At 47.7% G+C, this 22,631-nt stretch carries 24 protein-coding genes and 1 tRNA gene; 18 read left to right on the forward strand and 7 right to left on the reverse strand.

Going from position 1 to position 22,631, the window contains the following annotated elements; translation table 11 throughout:
* Window positions 1–7: 7 nt before the first annotated feature.
* Window positions 8–2,254, reverse strand: coding sequence for a hypothetical protein (locus tag GA520_RS26820; RefSeq protein ID WP_163336951.1), 2,247 nt, complete (start codon window positions 2,252–2,254; stop codon window positions 8–10).
* A 668-nt stretch (window positions 2,255–2,922) separates the two neighbouring features.
* Between GA520_RS26820 and GA520_RS26825 the strand changes: the two genes are divergently transcribed.
* The gene (locus tag GA520_RS26825) at window positions 2,923–3,627 is read left to right on the forward strand and encodes a tRNA (adenine(22)-N(1))-methyltransferase TrmK (RefSeq protein ID WP_163336952.1); all 705 of its coding nucleotides are present in this window, start codon (window positions 2,923–2,925) and stop codon (window positions 3,625–3,627) included.
* Window positions 3,628–3,667: 40 nt separating this feature from the next.
* Window positions 3,668–4,207, forward strand: coding sequence for a hypothetical protein (locus GA520_RS26830; protein WP_163336953.1), 540 nt, complete (start codon window positions 3,668–3,670; stop codon window positions 4,205–4,207).
* Between the two features lie 281 nt (window positions 4,208–4,488).
* On the opposite strand, the gene GA520_RS26835 is transcribed toward GA520_RS26830, so the two are convergent.
* The 4 genes from GA520_RS26835 to GA520_RS26850 all read right to left on the reverse strand — a co-directional run bounded on the left by GA520_RS26835 (window position 4,489) and on the right by GA520_RS26850 (window position 6,664).
* Window positions 4,489–4,565: transfer RNA gene (locus GA520_RS26835), tRNA-Pro, on the reverse strand.
* 244 nt (window positions 4,566–4,809) lie between these two features.
* Complete coding sequence (locus GA520_RS26840; protein WP_163336954.1) at window positions 4,810–4,980, reverse strand: hypothetical protein; 171 nt, start codon at window positions 4,978–4,980, stop codon at window positions 4,810–4,812.
* A gap of 115 nt (window positions 4,981–5,095) precedes the next feature.
* A complete protein-coding gene (locus GA520_RS26845) occupies window positions 5,096–6,301 on the reverse strand; it encodes an EAL and HDOD domain-containing protein (RefSeq protein WP_163336955.1) in 1,206 nt (401 codons plus the stop codon).
* Window positions 6,302–6,325: 24 nt separating this feature from the next.
* Window positions 6,326–6,664: a PilZ domain-containing protein gene (locus GA520_RS26850; RefSeq protein ID WP_163336956.1), complete on the reverse strand. Its 339-nt coding sequence runs from the start codon at window positions 6,662–6,664 to the stop codon at window positions 6,326–6,328.
* A gap of 278 nt (window positions 6,665–6,942) precedes the next feature.
* Here GA520_RS26850 and GA520_RS26855 point away from each other — a divergent pair, with 278 nt between their 5' ends.
* The 9 genes from GA520_RS26855 to GA520_RS26895 all read left to right on the forward strand — a co-directional run bounded on the left by GA520_RS26855 (window position 6,943) and on the right by GA520_RS26895 (window position 15,886).
* Window positions 6,943–7,788, forward strand: coding sequence for a MoxR family ATPase (locus GA520_RS26855; RefSeq protein WP_205749218.1), 846 nt, complete (start codon window positions 6,943–6,945; stop codon window positions 7,786–7,788).
* Between the two features lie 9 nt (window positions 7,789–7,797).
* On the forward strand, window positions 7,798–8,988 hold the full coding sequence (locus tag GA520_RS26860; RefSeq protein ID WP_163336958.1) for a VWA domain-containing protein: 1,191 nt from the start codon (window positions 7,798–7,800) through the stop codon (window positions 8,986–8,988).
* Window positions 8,989–9,014: 26 nt separating this feature from the next.
* Window positions 9,015–10,211, forward strand: a complete 1,197-nt coding sequence (locus tag GA520_RS26865; protein WP_163336959.1) for a M20 family metallopeptidase — start codon at window positions 9,015–9,017, stop codon at window positions 10,209–10,211.
* A gap of 36 nt (window positions 10,212–10,247) precedes the next feature.
* On the forward strand, window positions 10,248–11,129 hold the full coding sequence (locus tag GA520_RS26870; protein ID WP_163336960.1) for a DMT family transporter: 882 nt from the start codon (window positions 10,248–10,250) through the stop codon (window positions 11,127–11,129).
* Between the two features lie 33 nt (window positions 11,130–11,162).
* A complete protein-coding gene (locus tag GA520_RS26875; protein WP_163336961.1) occupies window positions 11,163–12,134 on the forward strand; it encodes a YheT family hydrolase in 972 nt (323 codons plus the stop codon).
* Window positions 12,135–12,196: 62 nt separating this feature from the next.
* Window positions 12,197–12,973, forward strand: coding sequence for a methyltransferase domain-containing protein (locus GA520_RS26880; RefSeq protein ID WP_163336962.1), 777 nt, complete (start codon window positions 12,197–12,199; stop codon window positions 12,971–12,973).
* A gap of 11 nt (window positions 12,974–12,984) precedes the next feature.
* Window positions 12,985–13,434, forward strand: a complete 450-nt coding sequence (locus tag GA520_RS26885; protein ID WP_163336963.1) for a GNAT family N-acetyltransferase — start codon at window positions 12,985–12,987, stop codon at window positions 13,432–13,434.
* Window positions 13,435–13,624: 190 nt separating this feature from the next.
* The gene (locus tag GA520_RS26890; RefSeq protein WP_240910090.1) at window positions 13,625–14,917 is read left to right on the forward strand and encodes an MFS transporter; all 1,293 of its coding nucleotides are present in this window, start codon (window positions 13,625–13,627) and stop codon (window positions 14,915–14,917) included.
* A gap of 249 nt (window positions 14,918–15,166) precedes the next feature.
* Window positions 15,167–15,886, forward strand: a complete 720-nt coding sequence (locus GA520_RS26895; RefSeq protein WP_163336964.1) for a FadR/GntR family transcriptional regulator — start codon at window positions 15,167–15,169, stop codon at window positions 15,884–15,886.
* Here GA520_RS26895 and GA520_RS26900 read toward each other — a convergent pair.
* Window positions 15,883–16,395: a CoA pyrophosphatase gene (locus tag GA520_RS26900; RefSeq protein ID WP_163336965.1), complete on the reverse strand. Its 513-nt coding sequence runs from the start codon at window positions 16,393–16,395 to the stop codon at window positions 15,883–15,885. The genes GA520_RS26895 and GA520_RS26900 overlap by 4 nt on opposite strands.
* 224 nt (window positions 16,396–16,619) lie before the next feature.
* Here GA520_RS26900 and GA520_RS26905 point away from each other — a divergent pair, with 224 nt between their 5' ends.
* Window positions 16,620–16,838, forward strand: coding sequence for a hypothetical protein (locus tag GA520_RS26905; RefSeq protein ID WP_163336966.1), 219 nt, complete (start codon window positions 16,620–16,622; stop codon window positions 16,836–16,838).
* Between the two features lie 14 nt (window positions 16,839–16,852).
* Complete coding sequence (locus GA520_RS26910) at window positions 16,853–17,620, forward strand: NRDE family protein (RefSeq protein WP_163336967.1); 768 nt, start codon at window positions 16,853–16,855, stop codon at window positions 17,618–17,620.
* A gap of 1 nt (window position 17,621) precedes the next feature.
* On the opposite strand, the gene GA520_RS26915 is transcribed toward GA520_RS26910, so the two are convergent.
* Entirely contained in the window at window positions 17,622–18,653 is a 1,032-nt protein-coding gene (locus GA520_RS26915) for a PilZ domain-containing protein (protein ID WP_163336968.1), read from the reverse strand.
* Between the two features lie 352 nt (window positions 18,654–19,005).
* Between GA520_RS26915 and GA520_RS26920 the strand changes: the two genes are divergently transcribed.
* The 5 genes from GA520_RS26920 to GA520_RS26940 all read left to right on the forward strand — a co-directional run bounded on the left by GA520_RS26920 (window position 19,006) and on the right by GA520_RS26940 (window position 22,615).
* A complete protein-coding gene (locus tag GA520_RS26920; protein ID WP_163336969.1) occupies window positions 19,006–19,353 on the forward strand; it encodes a hypothetical protein in 348 nt (115 codons plus the stop codon).
* A gap of 7 nt (window positions 19,354–19,360) precedes the next feature.
* A complete protein-coding gene (locus GA520_RS26925; protein ID WP_163336970.1) occupies window positions 19,361–19,735 on the forward strand; it encodes a hypothetical protein in 375 nt (124 codons plus the stop codon).
* Window positions 19,736–19,881: 146 nt separating this feature from the next.
* Entirely contained in the window at window positions 19,882–21,153 is a 1,272-nt protein-coding gene (locus GA520_RS26930) for an MFS transporter (protein WP_163337280.1), read from the forward strand.
* Window positions 21,154–21,247: 94 nt separating this feature from the next.
* Complete coding sequence (locus GA520_RS26935; protein ID WP_163336971.1) at window positions 21,248–22,213, forward strand: Crp/Fnr family transcriptional regulator; 966 nt, start codon at window positions 21,248–21,250, stop codon at window positions 22,211–22,213.
* A 24-nt stretch (window positions 22,214–22,237) separates the two neighbouring features.
* Complete coding sequence (locus GA520_RS26940; RefSeq protein WP_304511278.1) at window positions 22,238–22,615, forward strand: hypothetical protein; 378 nt, start codon at window positions 22,238–22,240, stop codon at window positions 22,613–22,615.
* The last annotated feature ends 16 nt before the right edge of the window (window positions 22,616–22,631 follow it).

Genomic DNA, 22,631 nt, shown 5'->3' on the forward strand with positions numbered 1-22,631 from the left:
GTTGAACTCACTGCCGTCGGCAACTAACATCACCTCTCTGCGCCCCTCGCAATCCAGGGGCTAGCTTACGTTGCGGTGTCATAAATGCTCGACCACAAATATCACACTTCCAGTCGGTGTTCTTGTCTACCGCGGTTCTATGATAACTATAGTCCTTACCACCGTACTGCTTACACACTAAGTTATGTCCGGTACAATAATTACCGCCACTCTGCGTATGCCCGGAAGAAGTTGGTTTCTTCTTTGTCGGTTTCGGTTTTGATGGAGGCTGCTTCGGAGGTACGTTAGGCCTTTGAGGTTTTTTCTTGTCATAATATCCAGGCGGTATTTCGTCATACTCATTCATCCAGGCATTTTGCTGGTTCAGATTTTGATTGAAAGCGTTCATCCATTCCCACATATCCTGAATGTTTTGCTGTTCATTGTTCTGGACCTGCTGTTGTTCTTGATTTTGTGCGACATTTGCAGCCACCTTAACTGCTTGATCATACCAGCCGCAGCTCTGGGCTCCGGCCATGAGTCCCCTGACAGTATTCATATCATTTCTCTGCAAAGCAGAATTGATATAGCCGCGAACCTGCTCACAACTCTGACAGGATGAGCCATTAGGCCCAGTTAAGGCCAGCATTCCGGAATCACACTGGCAGGTATACCGATCTCCATTGATAACGGCATGACTCCCGGGTGCTTGCTGCTCACATTTTTGATCGAGTACAGCCTGTTGAGTTTCATTTTGTATTTGCTGCGCTACAGACTTTGACCAGCTACAGACACTTGCAAGGCTAACCAAAGACTCTGCATAACTGGTATCCCCCTGTCCCATTGCTGCGGTATAGTCACCATACAAGGTTGAGCAGGGTACGCACTCTGCTTGATTGTTTTGATCACTGAGTTTTACCGTGCCCTCTGGACAGGATTGTGGTGTGTTGAGCTCATTCTGTGCCTGGTTACTCCAGCCGCATGAAGCGCCGAGATCAACTAGTGTTTGCGCATACTCACGATCGCCGCTTGACGCTGCACCATTGAAATCACTATATAGTTCGTCGCAAGGTACGCATTGGTTTTGTCCGTTGTTATCACTCAGCTTCACTGTATTTCCGGGGCAGCTTTCGGCGTCTTTTATTCGCTGGTTTCCGCTTATTGCCCAATCACAATTTGGAGCAAGACCAAGTAGCGTCTGGGCATATCCTTTATCGTTACCATCTAATGCTGCGTTAAATTCTACATAGAGTTCATCGCACGGAACACATTGATTATTATTGTTGTCGTCACTGAGCTTCACACTATTCTCCGGACACCTTAGTGTCTTTTCACTTCCGTCAGATTCAGACCTATCGGAAGATAGGTTGTCAGTTGTTACCCCTCCTCCACCATCAAGTACACCGCCACCCTCTTCGCTCTGATACGTACCATCATGCAATATAGATCCACCATTGATTGATATCGTTTCCCACTCACCTTCTGCATAGAACTCGTTAAGATTCGGTTGACCGCCTGGGTTTGTTATTTTCTCCGGGTTAGTTGCTAACTCATATGCGAGTCTAATCCCGAATGGATCATATAAATGGCTTATAAATTTATCTAATAAACCATACTGGTAGACATCCACAAAATCTTTAGAAGCAACTATATTTCCTTTTTTGTCTCCAAAGAGCAATTCTCCCAAATCTTTTGTAAATTTAGAACCTTTTTCACTTGCTATGGTGTTACAACTTAGGATCTGGATGACCCCATTTTCAGCCATTACTCCACGAGATCCTTTCAGGCCGTCAACTTTCTCCTGGTAATCTTTTTGTGTAGATATGGCTTTGTTAATTTCGTATTCTCCTTCATTTGCACGTTTTTTATTTTCTGCTGATTCTCCATATTTGTAGACCATGTCCTCGAATTTTTTCAAATCTATAGTTTCAGAAAACAGCTGAAATGCCTCCAGGTTTATACCAGGATTTTCTCCTTTCTTACCGTCTCCATGACCTCCTATAATCAGTTGGTCAATTTCAACCCCTTTCCTTTTAAGATTTGATAAATAATCAAACATTTGTTTTTCAGATTTGGGGGAGATGACTATTTTGACATGATTTACTCCTCCGATTACTTGCCGTAACTTTACAATTGCAGAATCTGATTCTTTTTGGGGTAAAATAGCGACACTAACTATTTCTTTTTTCTTCTCAACAGCGCTTGTAATTGACACGAAAAAAATGAGAACACACGCTGTAAATATTAACGATGAGATAGTGTTTTGGAAGTTCATTTATAATCTCCGGGTAGACGAAATGTTCAACTGCCTCTATTTCTACTAAGCACAGATTTCTTCGCCCTTTGTAACACATAGGCGAGACAATCAGTAATAAGTTGCTGAAATTACCTGATCAGTAGTCTCAACCAAGGGCATCTTTCCTTCTCATCTGTTAATTAAGTACCTTCCAAAAAAGATATTGCTCTGGTAAATCATTTTTATGACTTTGAACCCTAGCTCACAACTACCGCCATGACAACACCTTGCTCGATACACACCCATTAGCGACAGGTATTTTCTTTTCCAGGAGTCGGTATATGTATCAGTATCCCATCTCTTGATGGTGTTTCATAACATCCTATCCAATTTACATTGTTATATCCAGACCATTTACCTGATCAACCTAAGTCCAAATATGCCGTACTTCCGCTTCAGAATTTGTTCTCTAATAAGATGCAGATCCATACATGAGCTATTAAGACCTAGCGATTGACAAAGTGTTAGAGAAGTTTGCGGATAGGTTACGAGGACTCATGTCATTGCAATGGCAGTGACTATTGTTGGCAATGTTAACCATTTCAGCAAACCTGCAAGTTAGGACTATTCCTGTCTTCTCTTCAGAATCATGTCAGCACATCACTCACTCCTGTCAAACGTTAAACTCACAGTAAGAAGGTAGAATCTTGAAACTCGGCAAAAGATTGAAGCAAATTGAATCGATGGTTACATCAGACTATACCCACATCTGGGATTGTTGCTGTGACCATGGCTTATTAGGAGCAGCCTTACTAAAAAGGCATGTCGCACCACACATTCACTTTGTTGATGTTGTTCCCCAGCTTATGAGCGAGCTGAAAAAAAAACTGCAACGCTTTTACTTAAATTCATCTTCAAGCTGGCAAATTCATTGCCTTGATGTGGAAGCATTACCACTGGAACAATATGAAGGAAAAAGCATAGTCATTATCGCGGGAGTGGGGGGTGATTTAATAACTCAGTTTGTCACTGCTATTCATCAGAACCACTCCACAACACCCATTGATTTCCTGTTATGCCCAGTTTATCAGCAATTTACACTACGGCAGCGACTGATTGAACTTGATTTCAGTCTTAAAGATGAAGTGTTAATCGAAGAAAATCGACGATTATATGAAATTCTACTGGTTTTTTCGCCTGCAAAAACAGACGATAAACTTGCTAAAGTCAGCCCGGTTGGGGAGTTGATTTGGCAAACCAATACCGATGAACAATCAAAAGTAGCTACCGACTATCTAAATCAAACCCTCAATCATTTTCAGAGAATGCAACGAGGAGGCGACTATGATGTTCAGCACATTATTGATGCCTATCGCTCTGTTACTCATAACCATAACATTTACATCGGTTAGCGAAATGACTGAAACGATAGCGAATTAATTATTGATGAAGATGGCCAATACGAAATATACCAAATGCTTTTGCGAGGAAAATATATGGCATTTGTGTCAACATGCAGATCTGGTAGAGTTTCCCAAATATGTTCTTTTCATCTCAAACGTTATAAAGCAATGTCCCTTCTGGTTTCAAAAAACTGCACCAGCACAGGAGTTCATCTGTTGGGACTATCATGTAGTTTTAGCCGTGAATATGGAAGGTTGGCAAATATTTGATCTGGATACGACTCTGTCTTTTCCAATCGATTTGAAAGAGTATATTTCTTCCACTTTTAAAGGCAAGACAGGTATTCATCCAGGTTATCTTCCCAATTTTAAGATTATTGGTGCCGAAAGATATGTAAGAGAATTTTATTCTTATCGGAAGCACATGAAAGATGAGGTCGGCAAATGGCTAAGTCCGGCTCCAGATTGGCCGTTGATCCTCGGTAACAAACAGCTATCTATTGATGGGTTGTTTGATTTTACCGGTTCGAGCAAGCAGGAAATATATAGCTTGTCTGAGATGGTTGAATATCTGTATGAAGAGGCGTAGTGAAGCGCGCTACTTAACTTTGACATTGAACCTGCCACACTCAATCTCAAGAAATTCATAATCTCGTTAAACGTTATATGTTTCCTGTTAAGGTCCCGATCTGTCAGAGTAAAAAAATACTCTATTTCCGAGATGTAGGGGGTCAAACCTTATAGAAAATGGTTGCAAACCTCACGACGCGCTACATAATGTGTGTATCACAATGGGAAAAATTGTGATACCAGTGTGATACGCAAAAAAAAACCTCAAGGGCATAACTCCTTGAGGTCTTTAGTATTTCGTGGTCGGGAAGAGAGGATTTGAACCTCCGACCCCAGCGTCCCGAACGCTGTGCTCTACCAGACTGAGCCACTTCCCGACGCGTGTGATCCGCTATGCGGATCAAAAGAACGAGTGACATTATCATGTGTCAGATTAGAAATCAAGTACGAGATCGGCTTGGTCGTAATTTTTTTATAAACGGTAAGTAGCGCCAGACTTGAGAATGGTGGTGTTGCTGTTGAGGTTCTTGCCGAATTGTGAGAGCGAATGGTCGCAGGTGTCGTGCGGAGACAGGAAGACAGATTCGGGCTGTATCTCGTTGATATTTTCAATGGTTTGGCTCAGGTCATTTTCGGTGATGCGTTTCCATGGTTGTTTCCCGGTTCTCCTGGAAATTCGGTTTCCGCCTGCTGGTCCACCAGCACCTGAATCTCAAGAAAATCCAGTTCCGGCAGGTTCAGCAGTTTTGCGTGTTCTATCCGCTGCCGGTTGAGATGGCGGGCTTTTCTCACTTCCCTGGAAAAAGATCGGTTCCTGAGCAGAAGGCTGGGGAGGAGGACCGGAGAGGGAGAGGGCGAGAACCGGCCACCATAATGGAGATATTCTGGTATTCACGAAGGTCTGATTCTAGGTGAGGGCATTCGCGTATTTTATAGCCTTGAGATAAATTTCGGCGACTCTTTCTTGCTCGATCTGTAATGGGGCCAAGGCTGAAGCGAGTTTTTTAGGTTGGAGCCGTTCGTAGGCTTTTGAGCTATCGATAAAGAGAGAGTATTCTCCGCTGTCATTGATAAGTGCCTCCCGGGCAGAAGGTGTCAGGGGTAATTTGTTGACTATCTCTTCCATGGTCGAGTCCAGCATCACGTCGATGAGAGAGAAGAGGCCTATCAGGTATATCTCAGATGCATCTTCTGCAAAATGACTTTCCAGGGCCAGCAGTTCACAGAATTTTGCCCGGACCAGGGCAAGACGCACCAGTTCCTCGGGCTTATCGCTTGCCAGTTCGGAAACAAGAACCAGCATAATGAAACTTCGCAGCTCTTTTTCCCCTAAATAGGCGATGGCATGTTTAACCGTCGTTACTTTCTGAACCAGATAAAAATAGGCAGAGTTGAGAAAACGGAGCAGTTTATAGCTGATCGAAATATCTCTTGAGATGATCTCGTGCAGCCGGTCGATGGTGGTTGATTTCTTGGTTACTTCTGCAAGGAGGTGGATAAGGCTCAGTTTTGCCGCTGCGAGCTCCTTGATTTTTATGGATTCCGGTCGGCAGAAAAAGAATCCCTGGAAGAAGGTGAACCCCATTTTCATAGCTTTGTTGAATTCATCCTGGGTTTCTATCTTTTCTGCCAAAAGCTTCACATTGAAACGTTGGAGCTTGTGAACTGTTTTTATTATCTCATCGAGAGGTGAGAGGCGGAAATCGATCTTGATGATATCCACCCACTTGATCAGTGGATCAAAACTTCTGTCGTAGACAAAATCATCGAGTGCCAGTGTGTATCCTTTTTTCGAGAGAGTCTTGCAGGCACGGATAATCTCCTCGGTGGGGCGTACATCCTCTAAGATCTCGACCACTATCCGGGTTTTCGGAAAAGAAAACGGAACCTTCTTAAGCAGCAGTTCTTCGGTAAAGTTAATGAAACAGGGGCGCGAGCCGGAAATAATCTCCACCCCTTCTGTCAGAAATGTTGAAGAGAGCAGGCTTGTTGTGGCCTGTTCGCCTGTTATTGAAGTGAGGGTATGGGTTTTGGTGCCGCGGTACAGCAATTCGTAGGCATGGAGCTTTCTATGTTCGTTGAATATGGGTTGACGGGCAATAAAGACATCCATGACTGATCGTTATTTCGGGGTGGATTACCGCGTTCTTTGTTCACGTGCCAGTGAGGCGAAAAAGTGGAGAATGCGCTGTTTGTTAACTTCACTGACCCGCTGGAATTTTAGGCCGGTTGTCTCCTGGCCTGCCCGAACAACCTTAGCCTGGATTTCAATTGTGTCATCCGGGCTGTCAAAGGTGATGGTGAGCAGGATCCGTTCCCTCTCTGTAAATTCCACTGTTGCCTGTTCGAGCGCGCACCCGCTGGTGGAAATGTTGACGATGTAGGCCTGTCCGTCCTCGAATTCTGTCTTATACCGGACAGGTCTCTTGAGCCCGTCAAATCGAAGTGCACCGCGTTTTGATATCTGTTTTGGCATGGGTGCTGGGAAAAGGTAAAATACCTTGGCTGCTGTTTGTTGTACGGTCAGCGGATGAGAGCCGCAGTGCTTCGGCAGGCATGGGCCAACGTTTATATTATAACAATCATTAACAATAAGATATTAGAAATGTAAAAGCAAATTTGATTATGTTCCGGTATCACCATTGTTCTATTTGTAATAGAACGACCTTTGCGAGATAACCGTTGACAATCGGTAGAAATACTGGCTGTGTAAACAAAAACAGATTTTCTTCAAACCATGAAATGAGGATGAGAATGGAATTGAATCGTTTCAGCGGAAGTGACAACTACGTGCTCGATGATGAATTGGCTAAAATTGTTAATATCTCCATGGCGTTGGAGATGCCTCTTCTGTTAAAAGGCGAACCCGGAACAGGCAAGACCATGCTGGCCCATGCAATTGCCTCATCGCTGCAGATGGATCTGATTGTCTTAAACGTGAAATCGAGCATGAAGCTCATTGAGGCGCTCTATCAATACGACACCCTGACCCGGCTCAATGACAGCAGATTTGGAGATTCGGAACGCAATGTGAGCAACATTAATGAATATATTAAGATGGGAAAGATCGGTCAGGCATTTACCGCTGACAGTCGCTGTGTGCTGCTTATCGATGAGATTGATAAGGCCGAAACTGAGTTCCAGGACGATATGCTTGATGTACTCGACCAGATGCAGTTCGATATTATGGAAACAGATGAGGTGGTGAAAGCCAAAAACAGGCCCGTGGTGATTATTACTTCCAATGCCAAAAAGGATCTGTCTGACCCGTTTCTCGGGCGATGCAATTTTCACCACATTGCCTTTCCTGAACCGAAGATGATGCGTAAGATCATCAACAGTCATTTCCCTGATATTGACGGAAAACTTGCGGATAACGCCATCTCCACCTTTTACGACCTGCGCTCCCTTGATGATGTAGAGAAGAAACCGGCGACGCGGGAATTGATAAACTGGTTGAGGGCCCTGCAGGTGGATCCTGATTTCAGGCGGGGGGAAAAGCTGAAAAAAGAGATCCCTTATCTCGGGGTCCTGTTTAAGAAGAGCGGTGATTACCAGAAATCTGCCAATATCGACATGAGACGGCGGTTTTTCCGCTGACAGTTTGCCGTGTTTATTCAATTCTTCTATACCCTGCGGGAAGTAGGTATCCCGGTAAGCCCAACCGCATTTCTGCGTTTTCATAAGGCCCTGGGTTCCGGGCTGGTTAACTCGGTGGAAGATTTCTATACCGCCGCACGAACCATACTGATAAAGAGTGAGCGGCACTTCGATCTCTACGACCAGGTGTTTGCCCACACCTTTCAGGGGGCGGAATTGGTGGACCCGGAAGAGGAGGAATATGCACTGCTGGCTTCCGGGCTGTTGTCAGAATGGTTGAAAAATCCCAAGGAGCTGGCTCAGGCGCTCGGTGTTGATGAAGACAAACTGGGCAAGATGACCCCTGATGAGCTGCTGGAGTATTTCAAAGAGCGTCTGCGCGACCAGGATGGGCGTCATGACGGCGGCTCGAAATGGATTGGTACGGGTGGCACCTCACCGGTAGGGCATTCCGGTTATCATCCTGGCGGGATGCGGGTGGACGGTGTGTCACGTAATAAATCCGCTATGAAGGTGGCGGGCGAGCGTCGGTATCGTGACTATGCCGCCGATGGCCCTTTGACCGTACACTCTATTGGTGAGGCCCTGAAAAAACTTCGTCACCTGGTTCCCCAGGGAGCACGGGACAGTCTCAATATCGATGCTACTATCTACCGGACCATGAAAAACGGTGGTGAGATCGAGCTGGTTTTCGACCGCAGTGTCGTCGATCGTTTAAAGATTATCCTGGCCATTGATAATGGGGGGTGGTCCATGGATCCTTATGTGGAGGTTGTGCAGACCCTGTTTACCTATGCACGGGCTCAGTTCAAGGATGTGAAGACCTACTTCTTCCATAACACCATTTATGACCTGTTATGGGAGGATCCCGCCCGGTTGAAAAAGGCGGTTGCCATTGACAGCTTTTCCAGGTTCGATCCGCAGACGCGCTTGATCCTGGTTGGTGATGCTTCCATGGCTCCTTATGAGTTGATGTCTACTGACGGTTCGATCTATGCCTTTGAACGTTCGGGAAAGCCCAGCGTCGAACGGCTTCGTTTCCTTTCTGAAACTTTTGAGAGATGTATCTGGCTTAATCCAATACCCGCGAGGAACTGGCCCTATACCAGGACAATTAAGGTGATCAAGGACATTTTTCCCATGTATGAGCTGTCCCTTGAGGGACTTGAGAAAGGTGTACATCACCTGATGCAGAGGTAAGACGTGCTGAAGAGGACAATAAGGCAATGAAAAACATGGAAAAGCTCTCCTGGTTGATTGAGAAAATAACCCCTGAAATACGAGACGTCCGTCAGCGGATTCATAAGAACCCGGAGCCTGCCTTTGAGGAACACACCACGGCGTCGCTTATTGCCGGTAGGTTAAGAATGATCCGAGGGCTGGAGGTGGAGACGGAGGTGGCCCGGACCGGGGTTGTGGCAACTCTCGGCAGGGAAAAAAGCGGTCCGTGCATTGCCTTACGGGCCGATATGGACTGTCTGCGCATGCAGGAGGAAAATGATCTTGACTATGCCTCGGAAAAGGATGGGTTGATGCATGCCTGCGGCCACGACGGGCATACTGCCTGCCTGCTTGGGACGGCTTTAGTCCTGGCCGAGATGCATGAGGATCTTGCGGGTCCCGTGAAGTTTCTGTTCCAACCTGCTGAAGAGAACCATGGCGGTGGCCGTCACATGGTTGAGGCTGGCGTACTGGAAAATCCCAGGGTTGAAGCTATCTATGGACTGCATGGGAACACGACGCGCGATCTGGGAATGATCGGCATCAACAGCGGACCTTCGATGGCCGCATCGAAATATTTTACCATCACCGTTAATGGTCGAGGTTGTCATGCGGCTTCTCCGCATCGTGGCATTGATCCGGTTGTTATCGGCAGCCAAATCGTAGTGGCGGCCCAGTCAATTGTTTCCAGAAATGTCAATCCACTGGATAACTGTTTGATTTCCATTCCTAAATTTTCTGGCAGTACCGCCCCAAATGTGATCCCGGAAAAGGTGGTGCTCGAGGGAACCCTGAGGGCCTTGAATAATCGATCCCGGGAGTTGTTGGAGCAGCGGCTGGCAGAACTTGTGGTAAAAACGGCCGAGGCCCATGGCGGAACAGCCACCATCGAATATTTCGGGGGCTACCCTCTGTTAGTAAACGATCCGGTGGAAACGGCCTATGTGCAGGAGACGGCTGTACGGCTTTTGGGCGAACAGAATGTGGACCGGTCGTACCCGCCGTCTCTTGGTGCTGAGGATTTTGCCTTTTATGCCGAAAAGGTGCCTGCTGCCTTCTTCTGGTTGGGGCTGCAACCGAAAGGCGAGCCGGTGTCGCCACTTCATCATCCGCGGTTTGATTTTAACGACGATGCAATCCCTCTTGCCATGCGACTTTTTTGTGAGATTGTTCTGGGGTATGCATCCCGCCAGACCGCCTGAGTCATCCGGCAGCATGTTGACCTCGACTTAAAGATAATGTCTTATATTCTACTCATACTTACCACCCTGTTCTGGTCCGGGAATTTTGTAATCAGCCGGGGAATGCATGCAGATATCCCACCTTTGGCGCTTTCATTCTGGCGCTGGGTTGTTGCCTTCCTGATTCTGTCCCTCTTTGCTGTTCGCCATCTCTGGGGACAGCGGCAGCTGGCCCGGACCCATTTACGGTTTATCTTCATCCAGGGGGTTCTTGGAGTGGGTGGCTTCAATACACTGATCTATCTCGCTGTCCAGTCGACTACGGCAATTAACGCGGTATTGGTTAATTCCTGTATTCCCGTTCTGATCGCGGTGTTTTCCTGGGTGCTGCACCGGGAAGTGATGAGCCCCAGGCAGTGTCTTGGTGTTGTCGTTTCCCTGTCCGGTGTAGTTCTTATTATTGCCCAGGGAGATGTGGCGGCTTTGCTGTCCGTTCGTTTTAATCCCGGAGATCTTTTGGTGCTGCTGGCTGCGGTACTGTGGGCGCTCTATTCAGCCAACCTGAGAAACTACCCGAGAGAGTTGCATCCTTTTGCATTTCAGTCAGGTATTGTTCTTGTCGGTCTTTGTTGTATAACCCCTTTTTACCTTATTGAACTGTCTCGCGGGACTACCTTTTCTCCTACAATTCCCGCTTTAATGACTATTTTGTATGTGGCAATTTTTGCCTCGGTATTGGCCTTTATTTTCTGGAACAGAGCGGTGAGGGCCGTGGGGGCCAATAAGGCTGGCCCATTTATCCACTTAATGCCTGTTTTCAGTACGGTATTGGCAGTAATTTTCCTGGGTGAGCAACTTTATCCCTACCACTTCAAGGGGGCCGCCCTCATTTTTACAGGTATTATTATGACCACTGTCCTGGTGGCCAGGAAAAAATAAGACATCCTTATTAGCCTCAGTGCAGGTCAAAAAATGGTAATGCTTCCCGAACCCCGATATCGACCACCGTTCCCTTTCACCAATGGTCATGTCCAGACAATCTATCCAACCCTGTTCCGTTCCGTACCCCGGCTCGATCCTGTCCGGGAACGTCTCGAGACGCCCGATGGGGATTTTGTCGATATTGATCACCATTATTGCCCGGATATGCGATCGGATAAAGTGGTCATCATTAGTCACGGACTGGAAGGTAACTCCCGCAAAAAATACCCGCTCGGTATGGCCGCGCATCTGACCCGCCTTGGTTGGGATGCCGTGTGCCTCAATTTTCGGGGATGTTCCGGTGAGCCGAATCGGTTGCTTCGTTTCTACCATTCCGGCGTAACCGACGACCTGCATACGGTGCTGTGTCACGTCCTCGATAAGGGTGATTACACCACGGCTGCTCTTGTTGGGTTCAGTATGGGGGGGAATCAGACTCTTAAATACCTTGGCGAGCAGCCGGACAAGGTGCCCCGGCAGGTCAGGAAGGCTGTGGTTTTCTCTGTTCCCTGTGATCTGGCCTCTTCTGCGCACAAGCTAGCCCGACCGCTGAACAGGATCTATATGTACTATTTTATGAAAGGGTTGAAAGAAAAAATAAGGGTAAAGGCCAGGCAATACCCAGGAAGCATTGATACCACTTCTCTTGCAAACATGATATCCTTTGCGCCGTTTGATGACGCTTATACTGCACCGATACATGGTTTCAGGGACGCGGCTGATTATTATTCCAGATGTTCATCTAAACAATTCCTGCGGGCTATCCGGGTGCGGACTTTAGTGGTACAAGCGGCTGATGATCCGTTTCTGCCAGCCTCCTGCTATCCCCAACTTGAGGCACAGTATAATCCCCATCTATTTCTTGAGATCCCGGCCCACGGTGGGCATGTTGGTTTTATAGGCGAGGATGGCAGTCATACTTACTGGTCTGAGGAGAGGGCTGGCCGATTCCTGTCAGAGTAAACCTGTTGGTAAATCCGGTCCTGTTTATCGCCTATGATTGTATACATAATGACAAGGAAGATATGACACACGAATTTGACGGCAAAAAATACGAGAAGGCCTCTGATCATCAGAAAGAATGGGGACAAGCGCTTATCGCCGAGCTGGATCTCAGAGGTGATGAATATGTCCTTGATCTCGGTTGCGGCGACGGGACCCTGACAAAGCATATAGCGGAACTTGTTCCTGACGGTGAGGTATTGGGTATCGATGCCTCGCTGGGGATGATTGACGCAGCACTCCCGAAGGCCGCTGGAAATCTGTTTTTTCAACACCTTGATATCAATCAACTTGATTTTGAGGATCGGTTTGATATCGTTTATTCCAATGCCACCCTGCATTGGGTGAAGGACCATATTCACCTGCTCAGAAGCTGTCGTCGTGCGCTTCACGATCATGGTCGTCTTCGTTTTAACTTTGCCGGAGACGGTAACTGTTCGAGTTTTTTTAAGGTAGTGCGCGAAGCCATGAAAATGCCTGCTTTCGAATCCTTTTTCACCGGGTTTGACTGGCCCTGGTACATGCCGGCTGTTGATGATTACCAGGATCTGGCCCGGTCCGTTTCATTAACGGACGTTCGTGTCTGGGGCGAAAACGCCGATCGCTACTTTCCCGACGAGCAGGCAATGATTCGCTGGCTCGACCAGCCAAGTCTTGTACCGTTTCTATTCTATTTAGGAGAAAGGGAGAAGGGCGCTTTCAGAGAGGTTGTCATAAACAGGATGATTGAAGAGACTAAAGGGGTGGATGGCAGGTGTTTTGAGACGTTTCGGCGGATAAATATATTGGCAGGGAAATGAGGTGACAGATCGTGAAGTTACAAGATGGGCCAGGGACGATATGCATTGGTGCCTGCCGGGAACAGGACCTTGTTGAGCTGAGAAGCCTGATGACAGAATTAGGCTATGAACGGAAGGAACGAGAACTTTCGACGACAGTACGGGAGATACGGCAGAGGGGCGGTGAGGTTTTCGTTGCAGTAAAAGAAGACCATGTCATTGGCTGTGTCTGCGCCTTGCTAGATCTTCGCCTTGCTGCCGGTACATATGGGGAGATTGTGAGCCTGGTGGTAACCGAGGAATTCAGGGGTGCCGGGGTGGGGAGGGTTCTTGTCACCCATGCAGAAAGCTGGCTTGGTGAGCGCGTGGGAAAAATACGGGTGCGAGCCAATACCCGCAGGAAGGAGGCTCATGGTTTTTACCGCTCACTCGGATACGAGGAGAGCAAGAGTCAGAAGATTTTTATAAAACAGGTTCCCTGAACCTGTTGTGACAGCATGAATCGTATGTTTTTCGGGTGAGAACGAGTTAGTCTCTTTCCATAAAAAGTTGTGCCCCTTCCTGATTACTCCATCAAAATTACCATAAGTAAATCCTTGCACCAATCCATGGCCGAATGTAGAAAGAGCCCTTGTGTGATTTTTCAGGAATTTTTTTTTGAGGTGTGATGTGGTGGAGACGGGAGCGAGGTTTCAGTCAGTACGATTTACGATTTTTTGTGTTTTAATTCTGACCTATATCCTGGTCTATTTTCACCGGATGGCTCCGGGCGTTGTGTCTGAATACCTGATGGCGGACTTCAGCACCTCCGGTACTCGTCTCGGCACCCTATCTGCCATCTATTTTTTTGTCTATGCGGCAATGCAGTTGCCCTCAGGTGTGTTGGCCGACACCCTGGGGACCAGAACATCGGTGATCGGTGGTAACATAACTGCCGGCATAGGTTCCATTCTGTTTGGCCTGGCTTCGTCATTTGAGATGGCCTGCCTGGGTCGTTTTCTAGTTGGGCTTGGTGTTTCTGTGGTGTTTGTCGCCATCATGAAAAATAATGCGGTCTGGTTTCACGCCCGGGTCTTCGGGTTGATGAGCGGTATAACCCTGCTCTTCGGTAATCTTGGTTCAGTGACTGCAGCAGGGCCCTTGTCGTGGATGTTGTCGTTTGCGGACTGGCGTACCATCTTTTTGGGCATCGGTTGTCTTTCCCTGCTGGTTGCAGTGGCAGGGTTTTTCATTGTGCGTAACAGGCCAGAAGATCTAGGCTTTGAATCCCCAAACAGACCTCTGCCAAAGAGAGAGCAGGATGCTGCTCAGGTCAACTGGTTACAGAATCTCTACAATGTGGTAGCGCTCAGGCGGGTGTGGCCCGGATTTTGGGTCCAGTTTGGTGCTATCGGTGGCCTCTATGCCTTTATGGGGCTGTGGGGGGTGCCGTGGCTCCGTGATGTTTATGGCCTCAGCCTTTCAGCTGCCGCCCGGTACATGACTATCATGTTACTTTCCTTTGCCTTTGGGTCTCTGTTTTTCGGATGGTTTTCCGATCGTATCGGTCGGAGGAAAGCGGTGATGATTCCTGCGATCACAATCTATGTCTGTGTCTGGCTTGTAATAACCTTTGTGGGTTGGTCGCCCGGTGCCGGCGGTGGCCTCTTGCTTGCGCTCATGGGTTTTGGCGGTTCCGGCTTTGTTCTTACTTTTGCCTGTGCCAAGGAGGTGGTAGATCCGGATCTTTCAGGTATGGGAGTCAGTGTGGTGAATACCGGCTGTTTTATCGGCACGGCGATCATGCAGCCTCTTTTTGGCTGGATAGCAGATCTTACCTGGGACGGTACATTGGTTAACGGGGCACGGGTGTACAGCAGTGCTGATTATCACAATGGTTTTCTGCTGATGCTCGGGTTCGCAGTTATCGGTCTTATCGGTTCTTTATGTGTGCGTGAGACAAGGTGTCAAAATATCACCGTATGATCTCCTGTCTCTGATTACCCTGGCAACGGTCAGGCTCCGCTCGGCTGTACAATATGGCTCTATAGCCAGAGAACCCTTCATGCTATCTCTTGGCGACATTTGTTTTCCTTGAGCAGCCGGAACAGAGGGGCAACAGCGCATCAGGATTTGTTTTTATACGTATTTGGGGTATGCTTTCTCTGCTTTGCCGGTTCGCACTCTGATGTGGGGCCGGCCACGACTCTATAGGAAATACAAGGTAGATGATTCATGGTGTTGGCACCGATAAAAAAGCAGCGAATATCAGACCTGGTCTTTGACCAACTCCGGGATTCCATTTACCTCGGTGAGGTTAAGCTTGGTGAGAAACTGCAATCCGAGCGTGTCCTGGCGGAGGTGATGCAGGTGAGCCGGTCGTCTGTCCGGAAGGCAATAAGTCGACTGCTTGAGCTGGGATATGTGGAAAACCGACCCGGCCAGGGCGTTTTTGTCAAGCTTCCAGCGGCACGAAATCCTGATTACGGCTCGGTGCATGTGATGAACCTGACCATGTCTTCACTCGATGAACTCATGGAGGTCCGTATCGGCCTGGAATGTCAGGGGGTAGGGCTCGCTGCAGAGCGGGCTAATGAACATGATATTGCCTTTCTTGAGCTCGCCTATGAAGCGATGAGTCGTGCGAAACCTGGCAGTCAGAAGGCAAGGGAAGCAGATATGACATTTCATATGGGTATAGCTTACGCTACTCATAATTCTGTTCATGTCGATCTGACCCGCAGGTTTTACGACTATATGTTTCACTCGATCAATAAATTGCAGCCAATGTTGTATGAGAAAAACAAAAATCTGACCATCATCGACCGACAGCATTTCAAGATTCTGGATGCTATTAAGTGCAGGGAGGCTCAAAGCGCCCGGCGATATATGGAGCAGCACATTACCTTTCTCCGGGTTTTTCTCAAGGAGAAAGCGGAACAGGGAAGCGGTTAATTCTTCCAGGCGATTTGCAGCTCAAGCAGGTTGATCAATAATTTGTAGGTGAATCCCCACAAATAATAGTCTGATAAGGGGAAGGCGGGAAAGTGCATATTGGGTAGTACTTCCGCCTCGACGTGAAGAGCGGTATTGAGGAAATGGCTCGTCTCAAGCCAGCAGGAGCTCTGTATTTCACCGTGGTCAAGTTTCAGGGGCGGTTGGGTTTCCAGCTGAAAGAGATACGGCTTGACCAGGATAGGCGAGTTAAAACGGCTGCCGGCAATGGATAAAGGCATGTCGGCCTGTAGGGATTCTGCCTGCAGCGCAATACCGGTTTCTTCATAGGTCTCCCGCAGGCACGTCTCGAAAAGGTCTTTGTCTGTTTCATCCTTTCGTCCGCCGGGAAAGGAAAAGTGACCGGACCACGGATCATTTGGATTCTGGTTGCGTCGGAGCAGCAGGAAACTGTCCATGGGTTCGTGAGTTCTTATTATGGCGACTGCTGCGGAAGGAGTTGAGGTCATGGGGTGCTTTGCTCCGTTATAAAAATATAATTACTCTTTATATACAGTAACAGTTGCACGGAAAAAGGCAAGAAACCGAAATGAGCCCTGATTGACCTTTGCTGAACGGTGGGTAAGATTGAGTGATGATGATAAAGCATAGATACAATCATGCATGACGGGGTGTCAATCTCAGTCGGATAAATTTTTAATTTAAATCCAGATATATAAATTGGGAGGTCAAGATGGGATATGATGTGGCGGTATTCAAGCCGTATCCGTTCAAGGTCGGACAGAAAATTCGTATTGAAGGCAAGATGCGAAGAGGTGACTGGGAAGTTGTTGGGGTTGGGGAGAAAAGTGTTAGGCTGAAATGTCCCATTTCCCATAAAGAGTTTGAGTGGCCGTCCTTTTGCTACCTTGTAGATGAGGAAGCGGATGCAGTCTGGCCGCAGGAAGATTGAGCGATGTGATATAAATGTGCCTGATTCTTTTTGCTTATAAATCTCATCCTGATTATCGGCTGATACTTGCCGCCAACCGGGATGAATTTCTCAACAGACCGACGGCTCCTTTGGGTTTTCACTTTCCCGGGGAGAAGATCCTTTGCGGGCTCGATTTGCAGGCGGGTGGGACCTGGCTGGCAGTTTCAGGGGCTGGCAGGATTGCGGGGATAACCAACTATCGTGATCCGGCACGTAATAAATTTGATGCACCTTCCCGTGGTGATATTGTACTTGATTATCTTCGTTCCGGACGAAGTGCCAAAGAGTTTCTCGCTGAATCAATGCCGAACCGTCATATCTATAACGGGTTTAACCTGTTGCTGATTGATCTCCAGAGTTGCTGGTACTCTTCGAATGCCGGACAAGACGATAAAGAGTTGATTCCGGGTGTATATGGACTCTCCAATCGGTTTCTGGATACCCCCTGGCCTAAACTTGTTCGGGGCAAGGAGTTGCTGCTGAAGGCCCTTCGGGAAGGTGCCGATCCCGAGAGTATTCTTCGACTGCTTGGTGATGATTTCCAGCCTCCCGAGGAGTTGCTGCCAGATACGGGAGTTGGTCTGGCGTGGGAGAAAACCCTGGCTCCGATACGTATTCACAGTCCGACTTATGGCACCCGGTCATCCGCTGTGATTCTGGTTGGCTATGACCAGTCCGTTCAATTTGTTGAGCAGACCTGGGAACATGGTGAGGGAATACAGGCAGGGGAAAGAGAAGACATACAGATGATGCTGAGCTGAATCAGTGGTAGTCGGTAAAGGGTGTTTGCGATTCCTCTCTTCGTATAATGCTGGAATTGATAAGGCTCTGGATTAGTTTTCGCTGCCCAATATTGGCGAGCAGGAACTGAACACCGATTCCTCTGGTGCTTTTTCGGACAACCAGTGCGTCAATTGTGCATCGGCTCTTGAGGGTGGGTGAGGTGAGGGTTATCGTAATCTGCTGCCCCTCTTCGATCTGGTGGTCGGTTTCTATATACGCCCCTCCCAGGCTTATGTCATGCAGGAAACACTGCCTGTTGCTGTTGCTGATTTCGTAATCCAGGGTGACTTTCAGGTTATGTCGGTTGTGGTTGCGCTTGTTAAGTGTGCGGTTATGGTTTTCCTCGTCGTCGATCCGGCTGCTGTCCATGATGAGGCTCATCAGCGATGAGGTAATCTGGGGTTCCACCTGGGCGGTACCATAATCTATTTCCACCGTCACATTAGGCCAGCGTAATATGGTAAGGGCGGCATCCGTGGCGATAAGATTATTTGTTCGGGCCGCGACCAGCTCGCCTTCCTGCATTCGAAGTATACCAACTCCGTTTTTGGCACTTATGAACAAGGTACAGCTCCGTTGGTCAAATGCGAGCATCTGCAGAAAGGAAGGCAGGTTGATATCGTATATTCTGCCGCCGTAATCGATATGCAATTCAGAGAGCACCCGCTGGCAGAGCATGCTCATATCCCGGTATTGATCAAAGAAGACGGTGGTGGAAGAAAAATACCTGAACTTTGAGCGAAGAGTGGTGCCGGTCTCGCTTACCAGTACGATTGTGCGCACCTCCGGAAAGTCGGAACAGAGTCGGGTAATAAAATCGAAGCCCTCGAATTTCGGTCCATGTATGGAGGTGATGACCAGCTTGATTGCTTTGGATTTAAGCAGCTGCATGGCCTGATGCTGGTCATAGGCCTTGTGGATTTTAAGAAGGCTGGTCTGCCCTGTCAGCAGTCCGTGGACAGTTTCAACGGTGATCCTGTTTGAGTCAGCTAGTAATACGTTGTTTATCATAAACGACTAAGAAGTAGATTTTGTCCTGTAAAAAAACCTTCCCTCTGTCCATCTTTACACTTCAGGGATAAAGAAAGATTATTGTTGCTGGCTAAAAATGACTATTCAATTGAGGTAGTCTATAAGTTTTTTCTGCGATTGTACAACCTCATTTCACTCTTTTTATATGTTATGGCGTTTTTTTTGATGAGAGGTTCTGGTATTCTACTTTTCCACGTATTGGTTCGAGTGAAAGAGAGAGTGATAAGAAAACTCTTGCTAAAATCCCTCACTCTGTTTTGATATATTATTTGAATGTGCTGAGTATTGTTATGAAAAAATGATGGAGTAAAATATTGATAAGAGGCTATCCATGAATCTATCCCATAGAGCGGCCGGGGGACGGCGCTCCCTGCTCATCCTTGCTGCCGGTATTGCCCTTCTGGTCTCCGGTTGTTCAGCGACCAAATACGGTGCTGTTAATATCGACTCCAGTCCGACTGGCGCCGAGATTGTCAACTTGAGAGACAACACCAATCTGGGGAAAACTCCGGCTCAGGTTGTATGGCGGGGAGAGGAATCTGAGCAGGTGACCGTGCAGCTGCATAAAAACGGTTACCACTCGGCCATTACAACCTTCTGGGTAAATAAGAGGCATTCCTCAGAAGAGGATGCGAGGAAAAATGCAGTAAGTGTACATAGCGAATTGGATAAGGAATAAGATTGCCATGAAAATATATCGTACAGTTGCAAAAGTAGCTTGTCTTCTGATGATGGCCATGCTGGTGACCTCTTGTGCCTCCAAGGAGGCCATGAACCTGAAGATACATACAGAACCGGAAGGGTCACATATCGTGTATCGGGTAGCTTTAGAAGATATGGAGCAGGACCCACCCTGGGTCTATCTCGGAGTAACGCCTTATCAGGGATTGACCCTTATGGATCCAGATGCCTTCTCAGAAGATGCGACCATAACATTTAAGGTAATGCGACACGGCTATATGGATCAGGTGAAAGAGTGGTCCGGTGAACAGTTTCTACTTGAATACGAGAATGAAAATCGTCTTTTCTGGACTCCCCGGCTGGTAAAAGCAGGGAAGTAGCAGCCTGGAGGGAGAAGCAGTCAGTCTCGTAGATATCCTGTGATAACTTAAGGGTACTTCGTGAAATCTGTAATTTTTTCAAAGTGGCCTTAAGAGAATGCACGGATAATCAGGTCTGCAGAGATAAGGAGGGGTACACTATGGGGATGAGCCGGGCTGAGAAGGCCTGGGTGCTGTATGATGTTGGAAACTCTGCCTTTGTTCTGGTGATGGTCACCGCCATCGTGCCGATATTTTTCAAGGAATACAGTGCGGCCGGTCTCGACCGTGCCACCTCCACCGCCTACTGGGGGTATGCCAACTCCTGTGCCTCTCTTGTTCTGGCGCTGTTTGCCCCTCTGCTTGGGGCCTTTGCTGATTATGGCAGGAAAAAGATGCTTTTTGTCTTCTTCCTTATTGTCGGGCTGGTCTTTACACTATCCCTTAGCATGATCGGAAAGGGCCAGTGGGTACTCTGCCTGGCCCTTTTTATACCTGCCAGAATAGGCTGGGCGGGTTCCAATATATTTTATGATTCGATGCTGGTCGATGTGACTTCACCGTCCCGTTTCGACCATATCTCAACTCAGGGCTACGGCTGGGGTTACGTGGGGTCTGTCATCCCCTTTGTGGCCGTAATCAGTCTTATCCTGTCGGCCGGTATGGCCGATGGTCTGCCCGTTTCAGCCGTTAAGACAGGTTTCCTGCTTGTTGCCGCCTGGTGGTTGATGTTTTCGCTGCCAATGATTCTCCATGTTCGCCAGACCAGTGGCATGAGTCCATCGTCTGCTCCTGTCCGTGATGCTTTTTCATCACTTTTTGACACCATGCGGCAGATCGCTCAAAAGAAGACGATTCTTCTTTTCCTTGGCGCCTATTTCTTTTATATCGATGGTGTCGGTACCATCATTTCCATGTCTACTGCATACGGGCACGATTTAGGCTTTGGGGTGAAAATGCTTATTGTGGTTTTGCTATTTATCCAGCTTGTCGCTTTTCCTTTTGCTCTTCTCTATGGAAAGCTGGCTTCTGTTTTTTCTACACGTACCATGTTGCTTACCGGTATCGGGTTGTTCTGCTGTGCAACATTGCTGGCTTTCCTGTTGGCATGGATAACCGATCCGTTTCAAAAGCAACTCCTTTTCTGGCTGGTTGCTTTTCTTATTGCTTCATCCATGGGGGGGCTACAGGCGCTCAGCCGAAGTTATTTCGGGCGTCTCATCCCGCCGGAGGCAAGTGCTGAGTATTTCGGTTTCTATAATGTTTTCGGCAAATTTGCTGCTATAGTCGGGCCTTTATTGATGGGTATTACCGGGCACCTGACAGGCGATACCCGCTGGGGGGTTCTCAGTATACTGGTTCTATTTGTCATCGGTGGGCTCCTGTTGAGCCTGGTGAAAGAGCCTTTGGATGGCAGTGATGCATCTGATAGGTTTTGACAGCCGCTCTATGAATGTGTAATACTACAAGTGAAATTACATCGTTGAGAGATATAGTTGTACTCTGGACTGATTGATGTACTGGGAGGAAGCAATGGTTGAATCAACTGGTGGTGCGGTACCGAAAAAGGAGCCCACAGCGGAAGAGATGGCACGGGAGATTAAAAGCCTGGCCGTCTCAGGCGAATTTTTGAAAGCCGAAAAGATGCGTGAACATCTGCTCCAGCGTCATCCAATGGCTCTCTCCGAGATAGTTGCCTCCGCTGAAATTATCGATAATGAAAAAGGGGCACAGATGGATCAGGGCCATATCGAGATATGGAACGACCTGTATAGCTCCCTCAGCCAGGAAGAGCAGAATTGCCTTTTTTATGCAACCAGACCTGCAGTCGTCACGGAGGGGAAGTTACTTTTTGCCCAGGGAAAACCAAATAAGAGACTCTTCTTCATCGATAGCGGCAGGATTACCCTGTATCATAAGAAAGGTGAGGAGAGGCATTTCATTGGTCAGTTGAGTGTTGGTGATATTCTGGGTGAAGACGCCCTGCTTGATATCACCTTCGCGACTTTTGCTGCAGGTTGCCAGACAGATGTCAAGTTGCGCTATCTTGTTGATTTGTCAATGGAGGGATGGGATAAAGAGTGTCCGGGGTTAAAGGAGAAGTTGATTGATTATTGCCTGAAAAAGGGACGCACGTCAACACTCTTGAAAAAACAGGGGTTTGACAAAAGGATGTATTCCCGTCATCCTGCCGAGGGACGTGTGATAGCCCATATCATCAACAATCAGAAAGAGCGAACGAACAAGGGGTTTAAGGGGTTCCTCCAGGATTTTTCCCGTAATGGGATGAGTTTTGATATCCGTCTTTCCAAGCGGGCAACGGCACAAGCCCTACTCGGAAGACTCCTTGAACTTGAGATCGACGGCTTGAATCCTCCTGTTTACCTCGTCGGCAGGATCGTGCGGCTCGGTTTTCACCTGCACGGAGACTACAGTGTGCATGTGAAGCTTGATCGGGTGTTGCCCGAGAATGTGTTGCAGGCGATCATTGCCTCCTGACCCATTACAGACAATGAGAATTACATGAACTCAGGAATGTCCAATATGAAGAACATCATCAAATATGTCATTGCCGGTCTTCTCTGTTTATGCCTGGTTTCTCCGGCCTTTGGTTTCTGGAAGGAAAAGGTGACCCGGAATCAAATCAATGTCATCGAGTATGTTGCCAAACTAAAAGATGGTGCTGATCCCGATAAGGTTGAACGCCCCAGGCTCCGACGGGATGATAACTACAAGGCCAAGCAGTCCGTAAATGAATTACGGGATATTATGGATGATGCGGAAAAATTGGCGAGGGAAGGCAGGCATGAGGAGATCAAGGATCCGGTATTTTCTTTCAGGGGATTGTCCGATGAACGAGCCGAAGAGATTTTTGAAGTTGTACCGCCTATAAAAGAGTAAGAGATTCTTTCTGCTT

The sequence above is a fragment of the Desulfopila sp. IMCC35008 genome (assembly GCF_010646885.2).
Classification (GTDB): Bacteria; Desulfobacterota; Desulfobulbia; order Desulfobulbales; family Desulfocapsaceae; genus Desulfopila.